Source organism: Nitrospira sp. Ecomares 2.1, assembly GCF_965152585.1.
This window is the reverse complement of sequence record NZ_OZ224219.1, coordinates 1766117-1785494: the sequence shown is the minus strand read 5'-3', so window position 1 is coordinate 1785494 and position 19378 is coordinate 1766117. Positions and strand designations below refer to the sequence as shown.

Genomic DNA, 19378 nt, shown 5'->3' with positions numbered 1-19378 from the left:
GCAAAGCCATGATTCAGGCAAAAAACATCCCTCCCGAATGAAGGAAAAGACCATGGTCCGTCCCTCACATATTCATATATGAAGTATGTGTTACGCATTTGTAAATTCACTGCCCCCATATGTTTTTTGAGTCATTATTTGGGTTAAGCTAGCAACACCATAGAATGTTTTGGATCCGGCTTATGCCTGAATTATACTGATGATCCCACGATCCAGATGTGATACTTGATGTCAATTTCAATTATATGCTAGTTAAATACACGTTTCAAAAAACCTTTGGTACAAACTGGTAGAAATGCTCGCCCCGCTTATTGAGTCAAAATTTACTTTTATTGAGGTACAGGTCGAGCGTTCATTTTTCAAATTTTTGGAAACGGAGCAAGTGTGTTTTGACCTACCAGCAGAAGCCTTCAATCCCGTTCACCTGCCCATTCCGTTGGAAAATACCAAAGACAAGAATTTTACCGTACGCCCTTCATCCAAGATTCCTCTTGACACGTTGAACCCAAAAGTAGGGGTCATCGCCCTCCGCCAATCCGCCGAACTGCAATTGCGCTTTACAGAATGGCCCGAAACGTTTTCGAATCATCCTCACATACCGATTCACCCAACTGAGAACCAATCCGATCGATATGAGAATGATAAGACCGTTAAATCCAGGGGATCGATACCGTACGGTTTGCCGGGGCAGCTTACCCGATATTCGGGCGCGGTGCTCAAACCGGTTTTTCCTTCTTATTGACTAAAAATTATCGTTATCTGAACAACCTGTTCCCGTCATGACCCATTTTTAGTTTTGCGGGTCGCGAACTGTAGGGGGATAACTCCATGAACCACGACAGTCTCCAAGCAACGGCGAAAGCCCTGATAGCAGAAGGGAAAGGTATTCTTGCGGCCGATGAAACGGTTGGGACAATCACGAAACGATTTGAGTCCCTGAAAATTAACTCAACCGAAAACAGTCGCTGTGCCTACCGGGAAATGCTTTTCACAAGTCCGGGAGTTTCGGAGTTTATCAGCGGCGTAATTATGTATGACGAAACCATTCGACAAACAAACGCCCGGGGAGTTCCCCTGCCGGAGGTCTGCACCAGACTGGGTATCATTCCAGGGATTAAAGTGGATACAGGGGCTAAAGACCTGGCAGGATCTCCAGGCGAAAAAATAACTGAGGGATTGGACGGACTTCGAGACAGATTGACCGCCTACTACAACATGGGTGCCCGATTCGCCAAATGGCGGGCGGTTATTCAGATTTCAGACAGGCATCCAAGTCAAACCTGCCTGGCGGTCAATGCTCACGCACTCGGGCGCTATGCGGCCCTCTGTCAGGAGCAAGGGCTCGTTCCCATAGTCGAGCCCGAGGTGCTGATGGATGGGCCCCATTCCATCGAACGCTGTGGAGAGATTACGGGGCATGTGCTCCATACAGTTTTCAACGCCCTTTATGCCCAGGGGGTTTCGCTGGAGGGGATGCTTCTCAAGCCCAATATGGTCGTTTCAGGCAAGGAATGCACCAAGCAGGCTTCGGTACAAAAGGTTGCTCAGGCTACACTGCAATGCCTTTGCCGTCATGTGCCGGCGGCTGTTCCGGGAATTGTCTTTCTATCAGGCGGCCAACATGACCGCCTGGCCACAGCACATTTGAATGCCATAAATATCCTTCCTTCACCGAAGCCCTGGAAAATCAGCTTTTCGTATGGCCGGGCTCTGCAGGACGCTGCCCTGGAGGCCTGGCATGGGGACAATAACAATATCAAGGCCGGCCAACAGGCGCTTTATCAGAGAGCCAAATGTAACGGAGCTGCCAGCCTCGGGAAATACACAGAAGAGATGGAAGGAAATGCTTCCCGAAAAAGGATGCCGGCACACCGGGCCGACTGGCATGATGACTAAGCCGTGTTTGGGCGAATCACTTTTAACCCGTGAGATGGATGGAGGCACGTATTCGATGCCCACTTTTAGACAAAGCGATTGTGAGTGCGATTTAGAGGCTCCATTCATTTCCTTCAGAGAGAGGGAAGACCAAACATGAGCGGAGCAAAGTCGCTTTACCCGATAACCCCGGACAAATTCGATGCCGTGCTGTTTGACCTTGATGGAGTCCTTACTGCGACCGCAAAAGTTCACGCGATCTGTTGGAAAAAAATGTTCGACGAATACCTGCAGAATCGGGCATCCCGGACTGGTGGACCGTTTCAACCGTTTGAGATCGCCACGGATTATCGTCTCTATGTCGATGGAAAACCGCGATTTGATGGTGTTCGGGATTTCCTCCAGTCAAGGGGAATTGAACTCCCTGAAGGGACTCCGGCCGATCCACCACAAACAGAGACCGTATGCGGCCTTGGAAACCACAAGAACGAAATGATCAACGCGGTCATCGAGACGAACGGTGTTGAGGCCTACGAAGGAAGTATCGCATTGGTTCGACGAATCCGCAAAGATGGAATCGAAGTCGCCGTCGTGACCTCAAGCCAAAATTGCGATATTGTACTCAACGCTGCCGGAATTGGAGATCTCTTTAAGGTGAAAGTCGATGGAAACGTCATCCACCAGGAGAATCTCTCGGGAAAGCCGGCTCCGGATGCTTTCCTGGCCGCCGCAAAAAAATTAGGAGTGGATCCGAAACGCGCGGTGGTGGTGGAAGATGCAATTTCCGGGGTTCAAGCGGGCCGGGCCGGAGGATTCGGGTTGGTAATCGGAGTGGCACGAAAACAAGATTCCGAAGAACTCAGAAAACATGGCGCCGATATGGTAGTCAACGATCTTGGAGAATTGCTTGTCTAAACGTCCCGAAAGAATTCCTTCTCTTTTTTGGACGGGCGATCAGCTCGACATATCGCCTTTTCCGCTGGCTTGCCGGGGTCTTCACTTATGGCCTCTTCATTGGAAGGGTGAAAACTCATGATACACCATGAACGTGTGAAGCCTCCCCCTCATATTTATCCTCCCGACGAATGGAATCTGATTGAAAAACAATTCCATCCCCCGTTCCTGGAAATGACCGAATCAATTTTTGCGATAGGAAACGGATATTTTGGCATGCGAGGATGCGGTGAAGAGGGAGTGCCCGCCGTTCAGAACGGGACCTTTGTCAATGGTTTCTACGAATCATGGCCGATCGTATACGGCGAAGAGGCATATGGCTTTGCCCGAACCGGTCAGACCATCGTCAATGTGACAAACAGCAACAAAATCAAACTGTATGTTGACGACGAGCCTCTGTATTTACCCAACGCAAATCTGCTGAACTATGACCGCCGCCTGAACATGAAATCCGCCACACTGGACCGGGAGATTGTGTGGGAGACCCCGTCCGGGAAACAGGTGCGCATCAAATCCAGACGCCTGGTGTCATTCTCCCACCGCCACCTGGGGGCCATCTCCTATGAAGTGACGGTGTTGAATGCAGAGGCGCCGATCGTGCTGTCCTCTGAAATGCTCTATCTTCATGACCATCAGAAGAGAAACAGTGACCCTCGACAGGCGAAGGGTTTTCTCGACCGGACTTTGCATCCCAGAAAGCAGATTGCCAAAGATCAACGCATTGTTCTGTGTCACGGAACCGAGAACAGCAACATGACACTGGCATGCGGGATGGATCACGATCTGGCGACCGACTGTGCGTACACCATTCAGGACAAGTGTTACGAGGACTTCGGGGCCATCGTTTTCTCGATCGATGCCAAGCCGGGCATCCCCGTCCGCCTGTTCAAGTACATGACCTATCACACGACGCACACCGCATCTCCCGAAGGACTTTGTGCCAGAGCCGAACGGACTTTGGATAGAGCCCTCGGACAGGGATTCGCTCTCATCCTCGACGACCAGGAACAATTCATGTCTGATTTTTGGTCAAGGAGCGATATCCAGGTCAGCAATCTGGATCCAACCCGGACCAAGCGTTCCAATATAGAAATTCAGCAAGCCATACGATTCAATCTGTTTCATGTCCTTCAGGCGTCGGGCAGAGCAGATACCACCGGTGTACCCGCCAAGGGTTTGACGGGCCAGGCCTATGAAGGTCAATATTTTTGGGATACGGAAATCTATCTGCTGCCCTTCCTGATCTACACTTCCCCACGCGTCGCCAAAAATCTTCTGATGTTTCGTTATCGCATGCTGGACAAGGCCAGAAAATGGGCACGGGAACTGAGTCAGAAAGGCGCCATGTTTCCCTGGAGAACCATCAATGGAGAAGAAGCCTCGGCCTATTATGCCGCAGGGACTGCTCAATACCACATCAATGCGGACATCATGTATGCCCTAAAAAAATACGTCCAGGCAACCGGTGACGAGGAATTTCTGAATGACTATGGGGCGGAAATGTTAATCGAAACGGCCCGCCTATGGAGCGACCTCGGATTTTTCTCCGACGACAAGAAGGGAAAGTTTTGCATTCATGGGGTGACCGGCCCTGATGAATATAATACCGTCGTCAACAATAATACCTACACGAATCTCATGGCGCGGGAAAATCTTCTGTATGCCGCGTCCACGATCGAGTCTCTGAGAGAAAAGAACCCCGATGCGTTCGCCGCCCTGACCAGTAAAACAGGGATAGAAATGGAGGAAGTCAAGGATTGGCGGAGGGCTGGGGAAAACATGCACATCCCCTACAATGAAGAGCGGGAAATTCACCCGCAGGATGATGCCTTTTTACAAAAAGAGCGGTGGGATCTGAAGAATATCCCACCGGAAAATTACCCTCTTCTTTTGTTTTATCACCCCTTGGTCATCTATCGGTATCAGGTTATTAAACAGGCCGACATTATTTTAGCCATGTTTCTGTTCGGAGAGTCGTTCTCCCTCGAGCAAAAGAAGCGCAACTTTGATTATTATGACCCCCTGACGACAGGGGACTCCTCTCTCTCATCCTGCATTCAGAGTATAGTGGCCTCCGAAATCGGATACCCGGATTTGGCAACCGAATATGCACGGGCAGCCTTGCTCATGGACCTGGCGGATATCGGAGGAAATGTGAAAGACGGATGTCACATCGCCTCCATGGGCGGCACCTGGATGGTCCTAGTCTATGGCATGGCGGGGATGCGGGACTTCGACGGTATCCTGACGTTCAGGCCCCGACGCCTCCCTGCCCAGCCGGCAAGGATCCGCTTTCCGTTGACGTACCGCGGCCAAATCCTTGATATCGATATGGGGCCCGAAGGCGCGAAATATTCGTTGCGCGAGGGCAAGGGTTTCATGATCCGGCATGAGGAGGAAGAGATCAACCTTTCTCCCGAGACTCCCGTTGCCATTCGACCGATCGTGACCTGGCAGTCACGTTGACCCGAAAGGACCCATGCGAGTTCTGGTCTTAAACAGCGGGAGTTCATCCCTGAAGTTTCGTTTGTTCGATTGTAGGCGGGAAGCATCAAGTCGCGATGACCGACCTGATCGGACAGTGATAAAAGGAGCCGTGAAAGACATCGGAGACACAGCAAGTCTTGAATATGAGGTCGAAAAAAAACCAGGCATGAAGACCACTCGGGTAATCACCGATCACCATCAAGCTGTCCGCTGGCTGTTTGAGCAGCTCCAACAACTAAACTGCGGAGGAGCGAAGTCCGATTGCCTCGCAGGAGTGCAAGCTGTCGGACACCGGGTGGTCCATGGAGGGGAACGATTTTCACAACCGGTCGTGATTAACCCCGACGTGATGGATGAGGTTGATGCGCTTGGAGAATTAGCTCCCTTACACAACCCGGCCTGTCTGGACGGGATTCGGGGAGCGAGAGCTGCCCTTGGCGCCACCGTACCGATGGTAGCAGTGTTCGACACGGCCTTTCACCACACGATGCCCTCTCATGCCAAAGTGTACGCCCTGCCCCATGAGCTTGCCAATCGCCATCACATCCGTCGCTATGGATTCCACGGCATCGCACATGCCTCCCTGGTTGGAAGTTATTTTGAGAACACAGGAAGGCGTTCTGAAGGATCCCGACTAATCACAGTGCAACTCGGGAATGGATGTTCCATCACTGCGGTTAAAGACGGGAAATCTGTAGAGACCTCCATGGGATTCACCCCGCTGGAAGGGCTGGTCATGGGTACCCGGTGCGGTGATCTTGATCCTTCCGTTGTGAACTATCTCTGTCAAAAAGAAAATGTCGATGCCTCGGAAGTGGATCGGTGGTTGAACGAACAATCGGGGCTCTTGGGACTTTCCGGAAGAACCAACGATATGAAAGAATTACTGCAAGCAGCGGAACGTGATCGGCATGAACCTTCCCAAATGGCCATCGAGGTGTTTTGCTACCGTGTCAAAAAATATATCGGTGCCTATCTTGCGGTTCTGGGCGGCGCGGACGCCATCGTATTCGGTGGCGGAATCGGGGAGGCGGCTCCCGATATCCGGCGCAGAATTTGTGAAGGAATGGAATGGTGTGGATTACGGTTGGATCCTCTCCTCAATCGCGCAGCCATCGGACTTCAACAGGGAGATGTGGCCAGGATCAGTCCGGAGGGGCAACCCGTCGAGGTCTATGTCGGAGCTGCGGATGAGGAAACCTGGATTGCACGGGAGACGGTGCATTGTCTCACAGGAACACCGTAAATCCGGATAGTTCTCCATTCGACAAACATTGTTCCACAGAAGAAATTTTGTCACAGAAGAAATTTTTTTTATGATGCAAATGTAAGGAGGTCAGCATGGCGAATCCGTTATCAAAAAAAGAACTGGACTTGATCGATGCCTATTGGCGCGCGGCAAATTATCTCTCCGTCGGACAAATCTACCTGTACGACAACCCCCTATTGAAGAAGACGCTCACCAAAGAACACATCAAACCGCGCCTCCTCGGTCACTGGGGGACAACGCCGGGATTGAATTTCATCTATGCCCATCTGAATCGAGCGATCAAGGCACGAGACCTCAACATGATCTACATTATCGGTCCGGGCCATGGCGGTCCAGGCATCGTCGCCAATGCCTACATGGAAGGCACCTACTCGGAAGTCTATCCGAACATCGCACAGGACGAAGAGGGCATGAAGCGGCTGTTCAAGCAGTTCTCGTTCCCTGGAGGCATTCCCAGCCACGTGGCGCCCGAGACCCCCGGCTCAATTCACGAAGGCGGCGAATTGGGGTATGCCGTCTCTCATGCCTACGGGGCTGCCTATGACAATCCCGACCTGATCGTCGCCTGTGTCGTTGGCGACGGCGAGGCCGAAACCGGACCACTGGCGACCTCCTGGCACTCCAACAAATTTCTCAACCCGGCAACCGACGGCGCCGTGCTGCCGATCCTGCACCTGAACGGGTACAAGATCGCCAATCCTTGCGTACTGGCTCGTATCAGCCACGAAGAATTGGACCAGCTCTTCCGCGGCTACGGCTATACGCCCAATTTTGTGGAGGGCAGTGAACCGGACAAGATGCATCAGATCATGGCGGCAACCATCGACACCTGCATGGAAGAAATCCGCAACATCCAGACCCAGGCACGGACGAAGGGTGTCAAGGAGCGACCGCGCTGGCCGATGATCATTCTCCGTTCGCCCAAGGGGTGGACCTGCCCGAAGGAAATCGATGGCAAACGGACCGAAGATTACTGGCGCAGCCACCAGGTGCCGATGGGTGAGATGCACGAAAAGCCCGGGCACGTAAAAATTCTTGACAAGTGGATGAAGAGCTACAATCCGGAAGAGCTGTTCGATAAACACGGTCGTCTGAAACCGGAGCTCGCTGATCTGCCGCCGAAGGGCGCGCGCCGCATGAGCGCCAATCCGCACGCCAACGGCGGCCTCCTGCTCCGCGACCTCCGTTTGCCGGACTTCCGAGACTATGCCGTCAAAGTGACAACACCGGGGGCTATTACAGCCGAATCGACACGCCTCATGGGAAAATTCCTGGCCGACACCATGAAGCTGAACATGGAGAGCCGCAATTTCCGTCTGTTCAGTCCGGACGAGAACAACTCAAACCGCTGGCAGGATGCCATGGAGGTGACCAATCGCGCATGGATGGCCGATCGCTATCCATACGATGACCACTTGGCTCCTGACGGCCGCGTAATGGAAATGCTCAGTGAGCACCAATGCCAGGGGTGGCTGGAAGGATATCTCTTGAGCGGACGGCACGGGTTTTTTTCCTGCTACGAGGCGTTCATCCATATTATCGATTCCATGTTCAACCAGCATGCCAAGTGGTTGAAAGTCTGCAATGACATTCCTTGGCGGCGGCCGATCGCCTCCCTCAATTATCTGTTATCCTCCCACGTCTGGCGGCAGGATCATAACGGATTCAGCCATCAGGACCCCGGCTTTATCGACCACGTGGTGAACAAGAAAGCAGAGGTTGTGCGCGTGTATCTGCCGCCGGACGGCAACACGCTGCTATCGGTCACCGATCACTGTTTGCGCAGCCGGAATTATGTGAACGTCATCGTCGCGGGCAAGCAGCCTGCTCCGCAATGGTTGACGATGGACCAGGCGATCAAACACTGCACGGCGGGCATCGGAATATGGGAATGGGCCAGCAACGATAAAGGGGGAGACCCTGATGTGGTCATGGCCTGTTGCGGTGATGTACCGACGCTGGAGACGCTGGCCGCCGTAGACCTCCTTCGCACCCATGTGCCGGAATTAAAGGTTCGCGTCATTAACGTCGTCAATTTAATGAAACTGCAGCCACAAAGTGAACATTCGCATGGACTGTCCGATCAGGACTTCGATGCGTTGTTCACCAAGGACAAGCCGATTATCTTTGCGTTTCACGGATACCCATGGCTTATTCACCGGCTGACCTACCGGCGGACGAACCACAAAAATCTTCACGTGCGCGGCTACAAGGAAGAAGGTACGACGAGCACGCCGTTCGACATGGTCGTCATGAACGACCTCGACCGGTTTCACCTCGTCGGTGACGTGATCGACCGGCTGCCGCAACTCGGGTCCCGGGCCGCTTATGCCAAGCAGGCGATTCGCGACAAACTGCTGGAGCACAAAACCTACATCTCGAAGCACGGCGAAGATATGCTTGAGATCACGAATTGGCAATGGGGGCAGCGCGGAACAACGGCGCGAAGAAAAAGTTCCACCGAATCCGACAATGTATGAGTAATGGAAAAAATACGTTTCTCAATTTAAGAAACCAACACTTCGGGATCAATATAAATGAAAGCCACTCAAACACAGAAGATCACCCACAACCATCAACCTAACGTTCTGTGAGGAACACTTATGAAGAACACCTCTAACGGGTCCTTGATAGGAAATTTTCTTCGGATATCGTTTAGTGCGATCGTGATTCTTCTGATCGGAAGTTCGACGATGGTGTTGCTAGACGGGGGCGGCATGCTGGTTCGAGAAACCGGTGAAGCCAATGCGGCGAGACCCGCCGGCACCTATGGCACGGATTGGGGAAATCCCGACGGTGAGGAATGCGTGCAATGTCATCGAAAACATTCACCTGGGTTATACCAGGAATGGAATCAAAGCATGCACGGGCAACGAGGGGTGAATTGCCTTGATTGTCACAAAGCGGATGGGAAAGACAAGGACGGGTTCAGGCATAAAGGGCAATTGATCTCCATTATTGTGACGCCCAAGGATTGTGCACGCTGTCATACCACGGAGTTCGAGGAGATGGATGGGTCGCATCATTCGAAAGCCGGCGATATTCTGGCATCCTTCGATAATCTGTTGGGTGAGGTCGTTGGCGGCCCGGAGGCTGTGAATGCCGGATGTAAACAATGTCACGGCTCAACCATTGAAATTGGTGAAGATGGAAAACCCCTACCCACTACTTGGCCCAACACCGGAATTGGACGCATTAATCCCGACGGGTCTAGGGGTTCCTGTTCCGCCTGTCATGGTCGGCACCGCTTCTCCAAAGCGCAGGCACGAACGCCGGATACCTGCGGAAAATGTCATGTCGGTCCGGATCATCCTCAAATCGAGGTCTATAACGAATCCAAGCATGGGATCATCTATCACGCCAAAACGACTGAGATGAATCTCGAATCGGATAAATGGGAAGCCGGCGTGGATTATTCGGCAGCACCCACCTGCGCCACTTGCCATATGAGCGCCGGAGGGGGGGAAAAGCCCACCCATAATGTGGGCGAACGGATCTCCTGGACCTTGCGGCCACCCATTTCCGTCAAAAACAATCTGGTGAAACTGAAAGACGGCAGTGAGTTTGATGTGCCGGAAGGGCAACCATTGCCCAAAGTCGGCGACAAGGCCAAGAAGTCAGAAGTCGTTGAAGTGCTGACGTGGAAAGAACGTCGTCTCAAAATGCAAAATGTGTGCACGGCCTGTCACACCGATTCGGTGATATTGGGACATTACAACCAGTTTGATAAGGTGGTAGACCTCTATAACGAGAAATTTGCTAAGCCCATCTCCGCCATCATGGGTGACCTACAGAAAGCCGGGACAATCAGCCAAGCCCCCTTCGACGAGAAGATCGAATGGATTTGGTGGGAAATCTGGCATCACGAAGGTCGTCGAGCGCGGCACGGTGCCTCCATGAGCGGTCCCGATTACACGTGGTGGCATGGGATGTATGAGGTGGCCAAGCACACCTATTTCGAATTCATTCCGGAACTCAAAAAGGTCGCGGGTGAAAAAGAAGCGCAGGCATTACTCGAAAAGCATTTCAAACCTATCCCCGGCCATGCCTGGTACTTTGAAGGGATGAACCCTGACCAGCTTGACGCCGTACGAAAAGGATTTGAATCCCGTTACGGAAAAGGGTCATTGAAGTAAACACGAAACAGAATTTAGGGTTCACATCATTCAATGCTTACGAAACTCTGGAACTGGTTTTGGAGCCCCTCCAGCAAATATTGCTTGGGAGCGATTTTCGTCGTTGGCGGAATAGCCGGGATTATTTTCTGGGGGGGCTTCAACACCGCCATGGAGCAGTCCAATACCCTCCCCTTTTGTGCCAATGCCTGCCATGAAATGACGGATTTCGTCCTGCCGGAATATCAGCAATCCATTCACTACACCAACGCCCAGGGAGTGCGCGCCATTTGCGCCGACTGTCATGTGCCCAAGCAGTGGGGACCAAAGGTCATTCGGAAGATTAAGGCCACATGGGAATTATGGGGTAAAATCACCGGCTCCATTAATACGCGAGAAAAATTTGAAGCCAAGCGTGAACAGATGGCGTTAAAGGTTTGGCTCGAGATGAAAGAAAACGATTCACAGGAATGCCGTAATTGCCATTCCTATGAGGCCATGGACTGGCACGCCCAGTCGCTTGTAGCCCAACGTGACATGCAGAAAGCCATGAGTGAAGGAAAAACCTGCATCGATTGCCACAAAGGCATCGGCCATACACTCCCCGAGGGTTACGAATCGGACACGCCGGTATACAAGGAAGACCTGGCCAAACTGGCAAACAAATAACCATTAGTCATCAAACCCCGAGGAGCAACGCCGAGGGAGAGAAAGGCGAGAGACCCACTCTGGAACCAGACCAGTCACAGGTTCAGGGTGGGGCGTGTGGATTTCTGCCTGAGGATGGAAACCCATGCCGAAGAATCAGAAAAGGGGGGCCAAACAGGAAGTGAGTATGCAAGCCGGAACAACCGCTCCCGGAAAAAGTTTTCCCCTCGGGGCAACCGTTTCTCCTGAGGGGGTCAACTTCTGCGTCTTTTCAAAAAACTGCACCCTCATGGAATTGCTGCTGTTCGATCACGCGGATGATAAGAAGCCGGTTACCATTTTTCCCCTCGACTCCTGGAAAAACCGGACGTACCACTATTGGCATGTTTTCGTCCCTGGGATTCGCCCCGGCCAGATTTATGCCTATCGTGCCCACGGCCCCTTCGAACCTGAGCGAGGGCTGCGATTTGACCCCGAGAAGATCCTACTCGATCCCTATGGCAGAGCCGTGGCGATGCCGACGCAATACAGCCGCGTCGCAGCATCCCAGCCGGGAGACAATTGTGCAAAAGCCATGAAAAGCGTGGTTGTGGATGTGCAGGCCTACGATTGGGAGGGCGACACCCCGCTCAGACATCCCTCTACCCGAACCATCGTGTATGAGATGCATGTGCGCGGGTTTACCCGACATCCCAGTTCAGGCGTCGCGGGAAACACCAGGGGCACGTATGCCGGTCTGATCGAAAAAATTCCGTATCTCCAGGTACTCGGCATCACCGCGGTTGAACTCTTGCCGGTGTTTCATTTCGACCCACAGGATTGTCCTTCGTGGCGAGTCAACTATTGGGGCTATGCGCCGGTTTCGTTCTTCGCACCGCATCCAATGTACAGTTCGCGCCAGGATCCGACCAGCGTCGTGGACGAATTCCGTGACATGGTCAAGGCGTTGCATCGAGCGGGGATCGAGGTCATCCTCGATGTCGTCTACAACCACACTGCCGAGAACGGCAAGGACGGGCCCACGCTCTGTTATCGCGGTCTCGAAAACGGTGCGTATTACATTCTGGAGCCGGACCGGACCTGCTACAGCAACTACTCCGGGACCGGTAACACCTTAAATGCCAATCAGCCGATTGTTCGTCGTTTAATCATGGATAGCCTCCGGTATTGGGTGGAGGAGATGCACGTGGACGGCTTTCGGTTCGACCTCGCATCGATCCTCGCCCGCGACGAAGCCGGTCAGCCCCTGCAGAATCCCCCCATTCTCTGGGACATTGAATCGGACCCCTCCCTGGCCGGGACGAAACTCATCGCGGAAGCCTGGGATGCCGCCGGGCTGTACCAGGTCGGCTCGTTTATCGGAGACAGCTGGAAAGAATGGAATGGACGGTTTCGTGACGATATCCGGGATTTCTTCCGTGGCGAAGAAGGTTCGTCGGCACGCTTCGCCGATCGCTTGATCGGCAGTCCGGAGATCTACGGGCATAAAGAACGGGAGCCGGAACAGAGCGTTAATTTTGTCACCTGCCATGACGGCTTCACGCTCAATGATCTCGTCTCCTACAACGACAAGCACAACGAGGCTAACGGCGAAGATAACCGCGACGGGGCCAACGACAATAAAAGCTGGAACTGTGGAATCGAAGGGCCGACAGATAATGAGGTCGTGGAACGGTTACGGAACCGGCAGGTGAAGAATTTTTTGGCCATGACCCTCCTGTCCGTGGGGATTCCCATGATTTTGATGGGGGATGAGGTCCGCCGCACACAAAACGGAAACAACAATACATACTGCCAGGACGACGAAACCAATTGGTTCGATTGGACGCTTGTTCATAGGCACGCCGACGTTCATCGATTTGTCACGTTGCTGAATGCACGGCGTCTCCTGCGCGACGTTGAACGAGAGCAGCAACGGATGAGTCTCAACCAGTTGATTCGACAGGCGAATAAAGCCTGGCACGGTGTCAAACTCAACCAACCGGACTGGGGCCCGAATTCACACAGCATCGCTTTTACCGTTGAACTTCCCAAAGAAAAGCTCCTCGTCCACTTTATGCTGAATGCCTTTTGGGAGCCGCTGGAATTCGAGCTGCCCACAGCACATAACGAGGAAGGCGACATCTGGTACAGATGGATCGATACCGCCCTGGATTCGCCGCATGACATTGAACCATGGAAATCTTCCCCGGCGATTCCCGGTCGGCGGTACCGGACCGAGACACGGTCCGTCGTGGTGCTGTTCGCGCACCTGGACCCCAGCGGGTCTCAAACAACATCACCTGGACGATGAAACCTCATGCACTGCCGATCCGGGAAAAGATCCGGCGGACCGGCACCCGAACCTGGGGACAATCCTGCACCCAGAAGACAGATTAGATGAACTCGTACTTTTTTGCCTGGAGGTAAGATGAAAGACGGAATCAAGGAAATTCTTGCAGGGTATGGGTGCGGACCCATCCAATTTTCCGGCACGAACGACGCACTCTATGAACGACACTTGATCTTCGACCACGTCATCGACCCCAAGAAGGCCGACCCCCGCGAACAGTTTGAGGCGACGGCCCGCTCCGTTCGCGATGTGATCTCGCAACGATGGCTCAAGACCGAAACAACCTACGAGAAAAAAAATCCCAAGCGGGTGTATTACCTGTCCATGGAGTTCCTCCTTGGGCGGTCACTCGCCAATAACGTTACCAACGCACTGCTGGGACCATTGGCGTTAGAGGCCGGGAAAAAACGGGGCCTTGATCCTCTCGCCATCGCCGAGATCGAGCCGGATGCCGGGTTAGGGAACGGAGGCCTCGGCCGGCTCGCTGCCTGCTTCATCGATTCCATGGCGACGATGCAGATTCCCGGAATGGGCTACGGCCTCCGTTATGAATATGGAATCTTCAAGCAAACGATCAAGGATGGCTGGCAATGCGAGCAACCGGATAATTGGTTGCGGCGTCCCGATCCCTGGGAAGTGCCACGGCTTGAAGAGTCGGTAGAAGTGAAATTAAACTGTTCGTTCGAACTGCGCGACGGGATTTTACGCATGATCCCCGGGCGGCCTACCAGCATCATCGGCATCCCCTTCGACCGTCCGGTCATCGGGTACGGGGGAAAAACGATCAATACCCTCCGACTCTGGGCTGCGACGGTTCCGGATTATTTCGACTTTCAGCGGTTCAGCAGCGGTGATTTCGTGGCCGCCTTGGCCGGTACGCTCGCGGCCGAGTCGCTGACCCGTGTGCTGTATCCCGACGACTCCACCATCCGGGGTCAGGGGTTGCGGTTTCTTCAGGAATATTTCCTGGTCGCCTGCTCGCTGGGCGATCTGGTCCGGCGGTTCCGACGCGGCAATACCGATTGGAACGCTCTTCCGGAAAAAGTCGCCATTCAGTTGAACGACACGCACCCGACGATGGCCGTCCCCGAACTCATGCGCATTCTCCTCGATGAGGCCCAACAGGACTGGGACCAGGCCTGGGATCTGACGCAACGTTCACTGGCCTATACCAACCATACCCTGCTGCCCGAAGCATTGGAAAAATGGCCGCATCAATGGTTTGAACTCTTGTTGCCGCGGCATTTGGAAATTATCCACGAAATCAACCGCCGGCATCTTGACCGCGCGCGGGCGCACTTCGGCGGTGACGAAAACCGGCTCTCCAATGTGAGCCTCATCGAGGAAGGGGCGATACGTAAAGTTCGCATGGCCAATCTGGCCATCGTCGGATCGCATAGCACCAATGGCGTGGCAGCCATTCATTCAGGCCTTTTACGCTCCATGACGGTCAAAGATCTGGCCGAAATGTATCCCGAACGGTTCAACAACAAGACCAACGGGGTCACACCGAGACGATGGTTACTGATGGCGAACCCTTCGCTTTCCCACGCCATCACGGAGGCCATCGGCGACGGCTGGATCACCGATCTCGCCCAGCTGACAAAGCTCAAGAAACTCGCCGGCGACAAGGGGTTTCGCAATGCGGTCCGAAAGGCGAAGCGCGACGCCAAATCCACGTTCGCCAAGTGGCTCAAGTCGGAGAGCGGCCAGACCGTTGATCCTGACTCCATCTTCGATTGTCAGATCAAACGCATCCATGAATATAAGCGGCAACTCCTCAACGCACTACGGATCGTCATACTGTACAACCGGCTGCGGGAAAATCCGAAGCTTCAGATGGCCCCGCGGACATTTTTCTTTGCCGGCAAAGCAGCACCGGCCTACCATCTGGCCAAAGTCATCATTAAGTTTCTGAACAATCTGGCCGGGACCATCGATGGTGATCCGGCCGTGAAGGATCGCCTCAAGGTCGTGTTCCTCCCGGAATACTGCGTTTCGCTCGCGGAGCGGCTAATCCCGGCGACCGATGTCTCCAACCAGATTTCCACCGCCGGCTACGAGGCCAGCGGCACGAGCAATATGAAATTCATGATGAACGGCGGGCTGACGTTGGGCACACGAGACGGCGCGACCATTGAGATGGCGGAAGAAGCGGGCGAGGAGAATTTCTTTCTGTTCGGTTTGACAGCGGATCAGGTGGCCGGCAGCCGTAGCTGGTACAGTCCGCACTGGCACTATGAACACGAGACCGAGACCAAGAGGGCACTGGACCTGATTGCCAGCGACCACTTCAGTCGTTATGATCCCGGCGTCTTCGCGCCCCTGCTTCATACGTTGCTGACGGGCGGGGATCACTACATGCACCTGGCGGACCTCACATCCTATCTCGAGGCTGACCAGCGGGTCTGCGACCTGTATGCCGACTCGGATGGATGGACACGCAAGGCGATTATGAACATCGCAAGTTCTGGAAAGTTCTCCAGTGACCGGACTATCGCGGAGTACGCGGCCGATATCTGGAATGTCAAACCATGTCCGGTACCGTAATCGTGGCGTCGCGATCGGCTCCCGGCCTCAATACGGAACCACATGCCTATCGGGCGGCTTCAGAGGGGCCGGAGGGCCCTTTGAATCATGGAAAAATCTTTTTAGCGCGTTTTGCGTGTTCGCACAACTAAGGGAGGGTAACAAGCATGTCAAAAAAAAAGAAGGACGAACCCGGATCGAAGCTCAAACGTAAGGAATACGAGAAGGAGTTGCGTCGGCTTCAGGCCGAACTCTGCACGCTCCAGGCCTGGGTCAAACACAAAGGCCTGCGAGTTATGGTCGTGTTCGAGGGCCGGGATGGAGCCGGAAAGGGAGGCACGATTCGGGCTATCACCGAGCGCGTGAGCCCCCGCGTGTTCCGCGTCGTGGCGCTCCCCGCCCCTTCGGACCGGGAAAAAACCCAGATGTATATTCAGCGCTACATGCAGCATTTTCCGGCAGCCGGAGAAATCGTTATCTGGGACCGCAGTTGGTATAATCGGGCCGGGGTCGAACACGTCATGGGTTTCTGCACCAAGGAACAATACGAAGCCTTTCTCGAACATGCTCCGAATGTCGAGTGGTATATGACAAAGTCCGGAATCATCCTGATCAAGTACTGGCTCGAGGTAAGCCACGACGAGCAGAGGCGTCGTTTCGAGGCTCGGGTGGAGGATCCGTTGCGCCAGTGGAAGCTCAGCCCGATGGACCTGCCGTCACTTGAGAAATGGTACGAGTACTCGCGTGCACGCGACAGAATGCTGGACGCCACGGACTCCAAACATGCCCCCTGGCACATCGTGCGATCGGACAATAAGAAACGCGCGCGCCTCAACTGCATCAGCCATCTGCTCAGCATGATTCCCTATAAACGGGTGAAGCGGGAAAAAGTGAAACTACCCGGACGATCTAAGAAATACCAGTACGACGATCAAGCGGCGATGCAGGGAAGATCGTACATCCCGGAGAAATTTTAAAAGACCTCTTGGAGCACTGACATGATGCCGGACAAACAACTTGATCAACTCTGTATCAATACGATCCGCACCTTGTCCATGGATGCCGTCCAGGCGGCGAATTCAGGGCACCCCGGCACGCCGATGGCGCTGGCGCCGGTGGCGTACTGTTTATGGAATCGCTTCCTACGGTTCGATCCCGATGATCCGATATGGGGAAACCGGGATCGCTTCGTCTTATCCATCGGCCATGCATCCATGTTGTTGTACTCTCTCCTGCATCTCTGTGGGGTCAAAGCCGTCAATGCCAAATACGAACGGCTCGGCCATCTCTCGGTGACGCTGGACGACATCAAGCGGTTTCGCCAATTGGAGAGTAAATGTCCCGGCCACCCGGAATACCGGTGGACCTCCGGGGTGGAAATGACGACCGGTCCTTTAGGTCAGGGTGTGGCGACCAGCGTAGGAATGGCCATTGCCGAACGCTGGATGGCGGCGCAGTTCAACCGGGAAGGTTTCCCGCTCTTCGATTACCGCGTCTATGCGCTCTGCGGGGACGGAGACATGATGGAAGGAATCTCCCATGAAGCTGCCTCCCTTGCCGGACATCTTCGACTCTCCAATTTGTGTTGGATCTATGACAACAACAACATCACGATAGAAGGCCATACCGAATTGGCGACCAGCGACGATGTCGCCACCCGGTTTATCGGGTACGGCTGGAATGTCACGCGCGTAGGAGATGCCAATGACCTGGACATCCTGACTCGAGCATTCAACACCTTCCTTGCCACTCCGGACCGGCCGACGTTGATTATCGTGGATAGCCACATTGCCTATGGTGCGCCCAACAAACAGGACACCAGTGCCGCACACGGTGAACCCCTTGGCGAAGAGGAAATCCGGTTGACGAAACAACGATATGGCTGGCCGGAAGATGCCAAATTCCTTGTGCCCGACGAAGTGCCCGGCCATTTCCGTGAAGGCATAGGTAAACGAGGACGGTCCATTCGGGAAAACTGGTTTACCCGGTTCGAGGCCTATACGCAAGCCTATCCCGATCTTGCCGATCATCTCTACAAAATGCAGCATCGTCAACTCCCCGAAGGCTGGGATAAGGGATTACCGTCATTCCCGGCAGACGCCAAAGGGTTGGCGACCCGGGATTCCTCAGGGAAGACGCTTAATAGCATCGCACAACACATTCCGTGGCTCATCGGGGGATCCGCCGATCTGGGCCCGTCTGTCAAGACACGATTGACGTTTGACGGAGCCGGGGATTTTTTGTCCGGCACCTATCAAGGACGTAATTTGCATTTCGGCATTCGCGAGCATGTGATGGGGGCCGTGATAAATGGGCTGGCACTCTCAAAGGTTCGGGCATTCGGATCTACTTTCCTGGTCTTCTGCGATTACGCTCGGCCAACCATGAGACTGTCAGCCATCATGGAAATTCCCGTCATCTATATTTTCACGCACGATTCCATTGGTGTGGGCGAGGACGGGCCGACGCACCAGCCAGTCGATCAGATCGCCTCCCTGCGAGCCATCCCCGGGCTGATCACCATTCGACCCGCCGATGCCAACGAGGTCGTCGAAGCCTGGCGCGTGATCATGCAATTCCGTCACGAGCCGGTTGCACTTGTTCTGACCAGACAGACCATTCCCACACTTGATCGGACTCACTATGCCTCAGCCTCCGGTGTGGCCAGAGGGGCGTATACCCTGACGAATACGATGGATGGGGAACCGGATGTGATTCTCATCGGGACCGGGAGTGAAGTATCTCTGTGCGTGGAAGCCTCCGAGCGACTCAAAGCCGAGAAAATTAATGCGCGCGTTGTGAGCATGCCCTCATGGGAGATCTTTGAGTACTATTGCCGGAAGCATCCCGAGTACCGTGAAACGGTGCTCCCTGCACAGGTGACCGCACGGGTTTCCGTGGAGCAAGCTTCTACTCTGGGCTGGGAGCGCTATGTGGGATCAACCGGGCGCATCATCGGTATGGAAACCTTTGGGGCTTCGGCTCCCCTCAAGGAACTCACCAAGAAATTTGGATTTACGGTTGAACACATCGTCGATGCGGCGAAAGACCAGCTCAAAAAATAACAGACCTGACGCCTGCCTGGGGGAAAGCCGGTCATACAAACCATTAAGTTGCGACGAGAATTGAGGCCACACGTGCGAGGCGTTCATCTCCCGGCGATCGTTA

Annotated in this window: 12 protein-coding genes; all 12 read left to right on the top strand. The window is 54.0% G+C overall.

Annotated features, from left to right (window positions below):
• Nucleotides 1-295: 295 nt before the first annotated feature.
• The 12 genes from ACWHYD_RS07735 to tkt all read left to right on the top strand — a co-directional run bounded on the left by ACWHYD_RS07735 (nt 296) and on the right by tkt (nt 19275).
• Entirely contained in the window at nt 296-742 is a 447-nt protein-coding gene (locus ACWHYD_RS07735) for a hypothetical protein (protein ID WP_447965329.1), read from the top strand.
• Nucleotides 743-828: 86 nt separating this feature from the next.
• Nucleotides 829-1896, top strand: coding sequence for a class I fructose-bisphosphate aldolase (locus ACWHYD_RS07730; protein WP_447965328.1), 1068 nt, complete (start codon nt 829-831; stop codon nt 1894-1896).
• Between the two features lie 135 nt (nt 1897-2031).
• The gene (locus tag ACWHYD_RS07725; protein ID WP_447965327.1) at nt 2032-2790 is read left to right on the top strand and encodes an HAD family hydrolase; all 759 of its coding nucleotides are present in this window, start codon (nt 2032-2034) and stop codon (nt 2788-2790) included.
• A gap of 117 nt (nt 2791-2907) precedes the next feature.
• The gene (locus ACWHYD_RS07720; protein ID WP_447965326.1) at nt 2908-5295 is read left to right on the top strand and encodes a glycoside hydrolase family 65 protein; all 2388 of its coding nucleotides are present in this window, start codon (nt 2908-2910) and stop codon (nt 5293-5295) included.
• Nucleotides 5296-5308: 13 nt separating this feature from the next.
• Nucleotides 5309-6562 carry an acetate/propionate family kinase gene (locus ACWHYD_RS07715; RefSeq protein ID WP_447965325.1) on the top strand — a complete coding sequence of 418 codons (1254 nt, stop codon included), beginning with the start codon at nt 5309-5311 and terminating at the stop codon, nt 6560-6562.
• A gap of 95 nt (nt 6563-6657) precedes the next feature.
• Nucleotides 6658-9066, top strand: a complete 2409-nt coding sequence (locus ACWHYD_RS07710) for a phosphoketolase family protein (protein WP_447965324.1) — start codon at nt 6658-6660, stop codon at nt 9064-9066.
• A 213-nt stretch (nt 9067-9279) separates the two neighbouring features.
• Complete coding sequence (locus tag ACWHYD_RS07705; RefSeq protein WP_447965842.1) at nt 9280-10722, top strand: multiheme c-type cytochrome; 1443 nt, start codon at nt 9280-9282, stop codon at nt 10720-10722.
• Nucleotides 10723-10755: 33 nt separating this feature from the next.
• Complete coding sequence (locus ACWHYD_RS07700) at nt 10756-11370, top strand: NapC/NirT family cytochrome c (RefSeq protein WP_447965323.1); 615 nt, start codon at nt 10756-10758, stop codon at nt 11368-11370.
• A 166-nt stretch (nt 11371-11536) separates the two neighbouring features.
• Nucleotides 11537-13642, top strand: a complete 2106-nt coding sequence (gene glgX, locus ACWHYD_RS07695; RefSeq protein WP_447965841.1) for a glycogen debranching protein GlgX — start codon at nt 11537-11539, stop codon at nt 13640-13642.
• Between the two features lie 117 nt (nt 13643-13759).
• A complete protein-coding gene (locus ACWHYD_RS07690) occupies nt 13760-16231 on the top strand; it encodes a glycogen/starch/alpha-glucan phosphorylase (RefSeq protein ID WP_447965322.1) in 2472 nt (823 codons plus the stop codon).
• Between the two features lie 146 nt (nt 16232-16377).
• Nucleotides 16378-17187 carry a polyphosphate kinase 2 gene (gene ppk2, locus ACWHYD_RS07685; protein ID WP_447965321.1) on the top strand — a complete coding sequence of 270 codons (810 nt, stop codon included), beginning with the start codon at nt 16378-16380 and terminating at the stop codon, nt 17185-17187.
• Nucleotides 17188-17208: 21 nt separating this feature from the next.
• Nucleotides 17209-19275, top strand: a complete 2067-nt coding sequence (gene tkt, locus ACWHYD_RS07680; RefSeq protein WP_447965320.1) for a transketolase — start codon at nt 17209-17211, stop codon at nt 19273-19275.
• Nucleotides 19276-19378: the final 103 nt, after the last annotated feature.

Bases quoted from the DNA above. Each gene is read 5' to 3' on its own strand.
- ACWHYD_RS07735 (WP_447965329.1), top strand. From the start codon at position 296: ATGCTCGCCCCGCTTATTGAGTCAAAATTTACTTTTATTGAGGTACAG.
- ppk2 (WP_447965321.1), top strand. From the start codon at position 16,378: ATGTCAAAAAAAAAGAAGGACGAACCCGGATCGAAGCTCAAACGTAAG.
- glgX (WP_447965841.1), top strand. From the start codon at position 11,537: ATGCAAGCCGGAACAACCGCTCCCGGAAAAAGTTTTCCCCTCGGGGCA.
- ACWHYD_RS07715 (WP_447965325.1), top strand. From the start codon at position 5,309: ATGCGAGTTCTGGTCTTAAACAGCGGGAGTTCATCCCTGAAGTTTCGT.
- ACWHYD_RS07710 (WP_447965324.1), top strand. From the start codon at position 6,658: ATGGCGAATCCGTTATCAAAAAAAGAACTGGACTTGATCGATGCCTAT.
- ACWHYD_RS07720 (WP_447965326.1), top strand. From the start codon at position 2,908: ATGATACACCATGAACGTGTGAAGCCTCCCCCTCATATTTATCCTCCC.
- ACWHYD_RS07705 (WP_447965842.1), top strand. From the start codon at position 9,280: ATGGTGTTGCTAGACGGGGGCGGCATGCTGGTTCGAGAAACCGGTGAA.
- ACWHYD_RS07730 (WP_447965328.1), top strand. From the start codon at position 829: ATGAACCACGACAGTCTCCAAGCAACGGCGAAAGCCCTGATAGCAGAA.
- ACWHYD_RS07700 (WP_447965323.1), top strand. From the start codon at position 10,756: ATGCTTACGAAACTCTGGAACTGGTTTTGGAGCCCCTCCAGCAAATAT.
- tkt (WP_447965320.1), top strand. From the start codon at position 17,209: ATGATGCCGGACAAACAACTTGATCAACTCTGTATCAATACGATCCGC.
- ACWHYD_RS07725 (WP_447965327.1), top strand. From the start codon at position 2,032: ATGAGCGGAGCAAAGTCGCTTTACCCGATAACCCCGGACAAATTCGAT.
- ACWHYD_RS07690 (WP_447965322.1), top strand. From the start codon at position 13,760: ATGAAAGACGGAATCAAGGAAATTCTTGCAGGGTATGGGTGCGGACCC.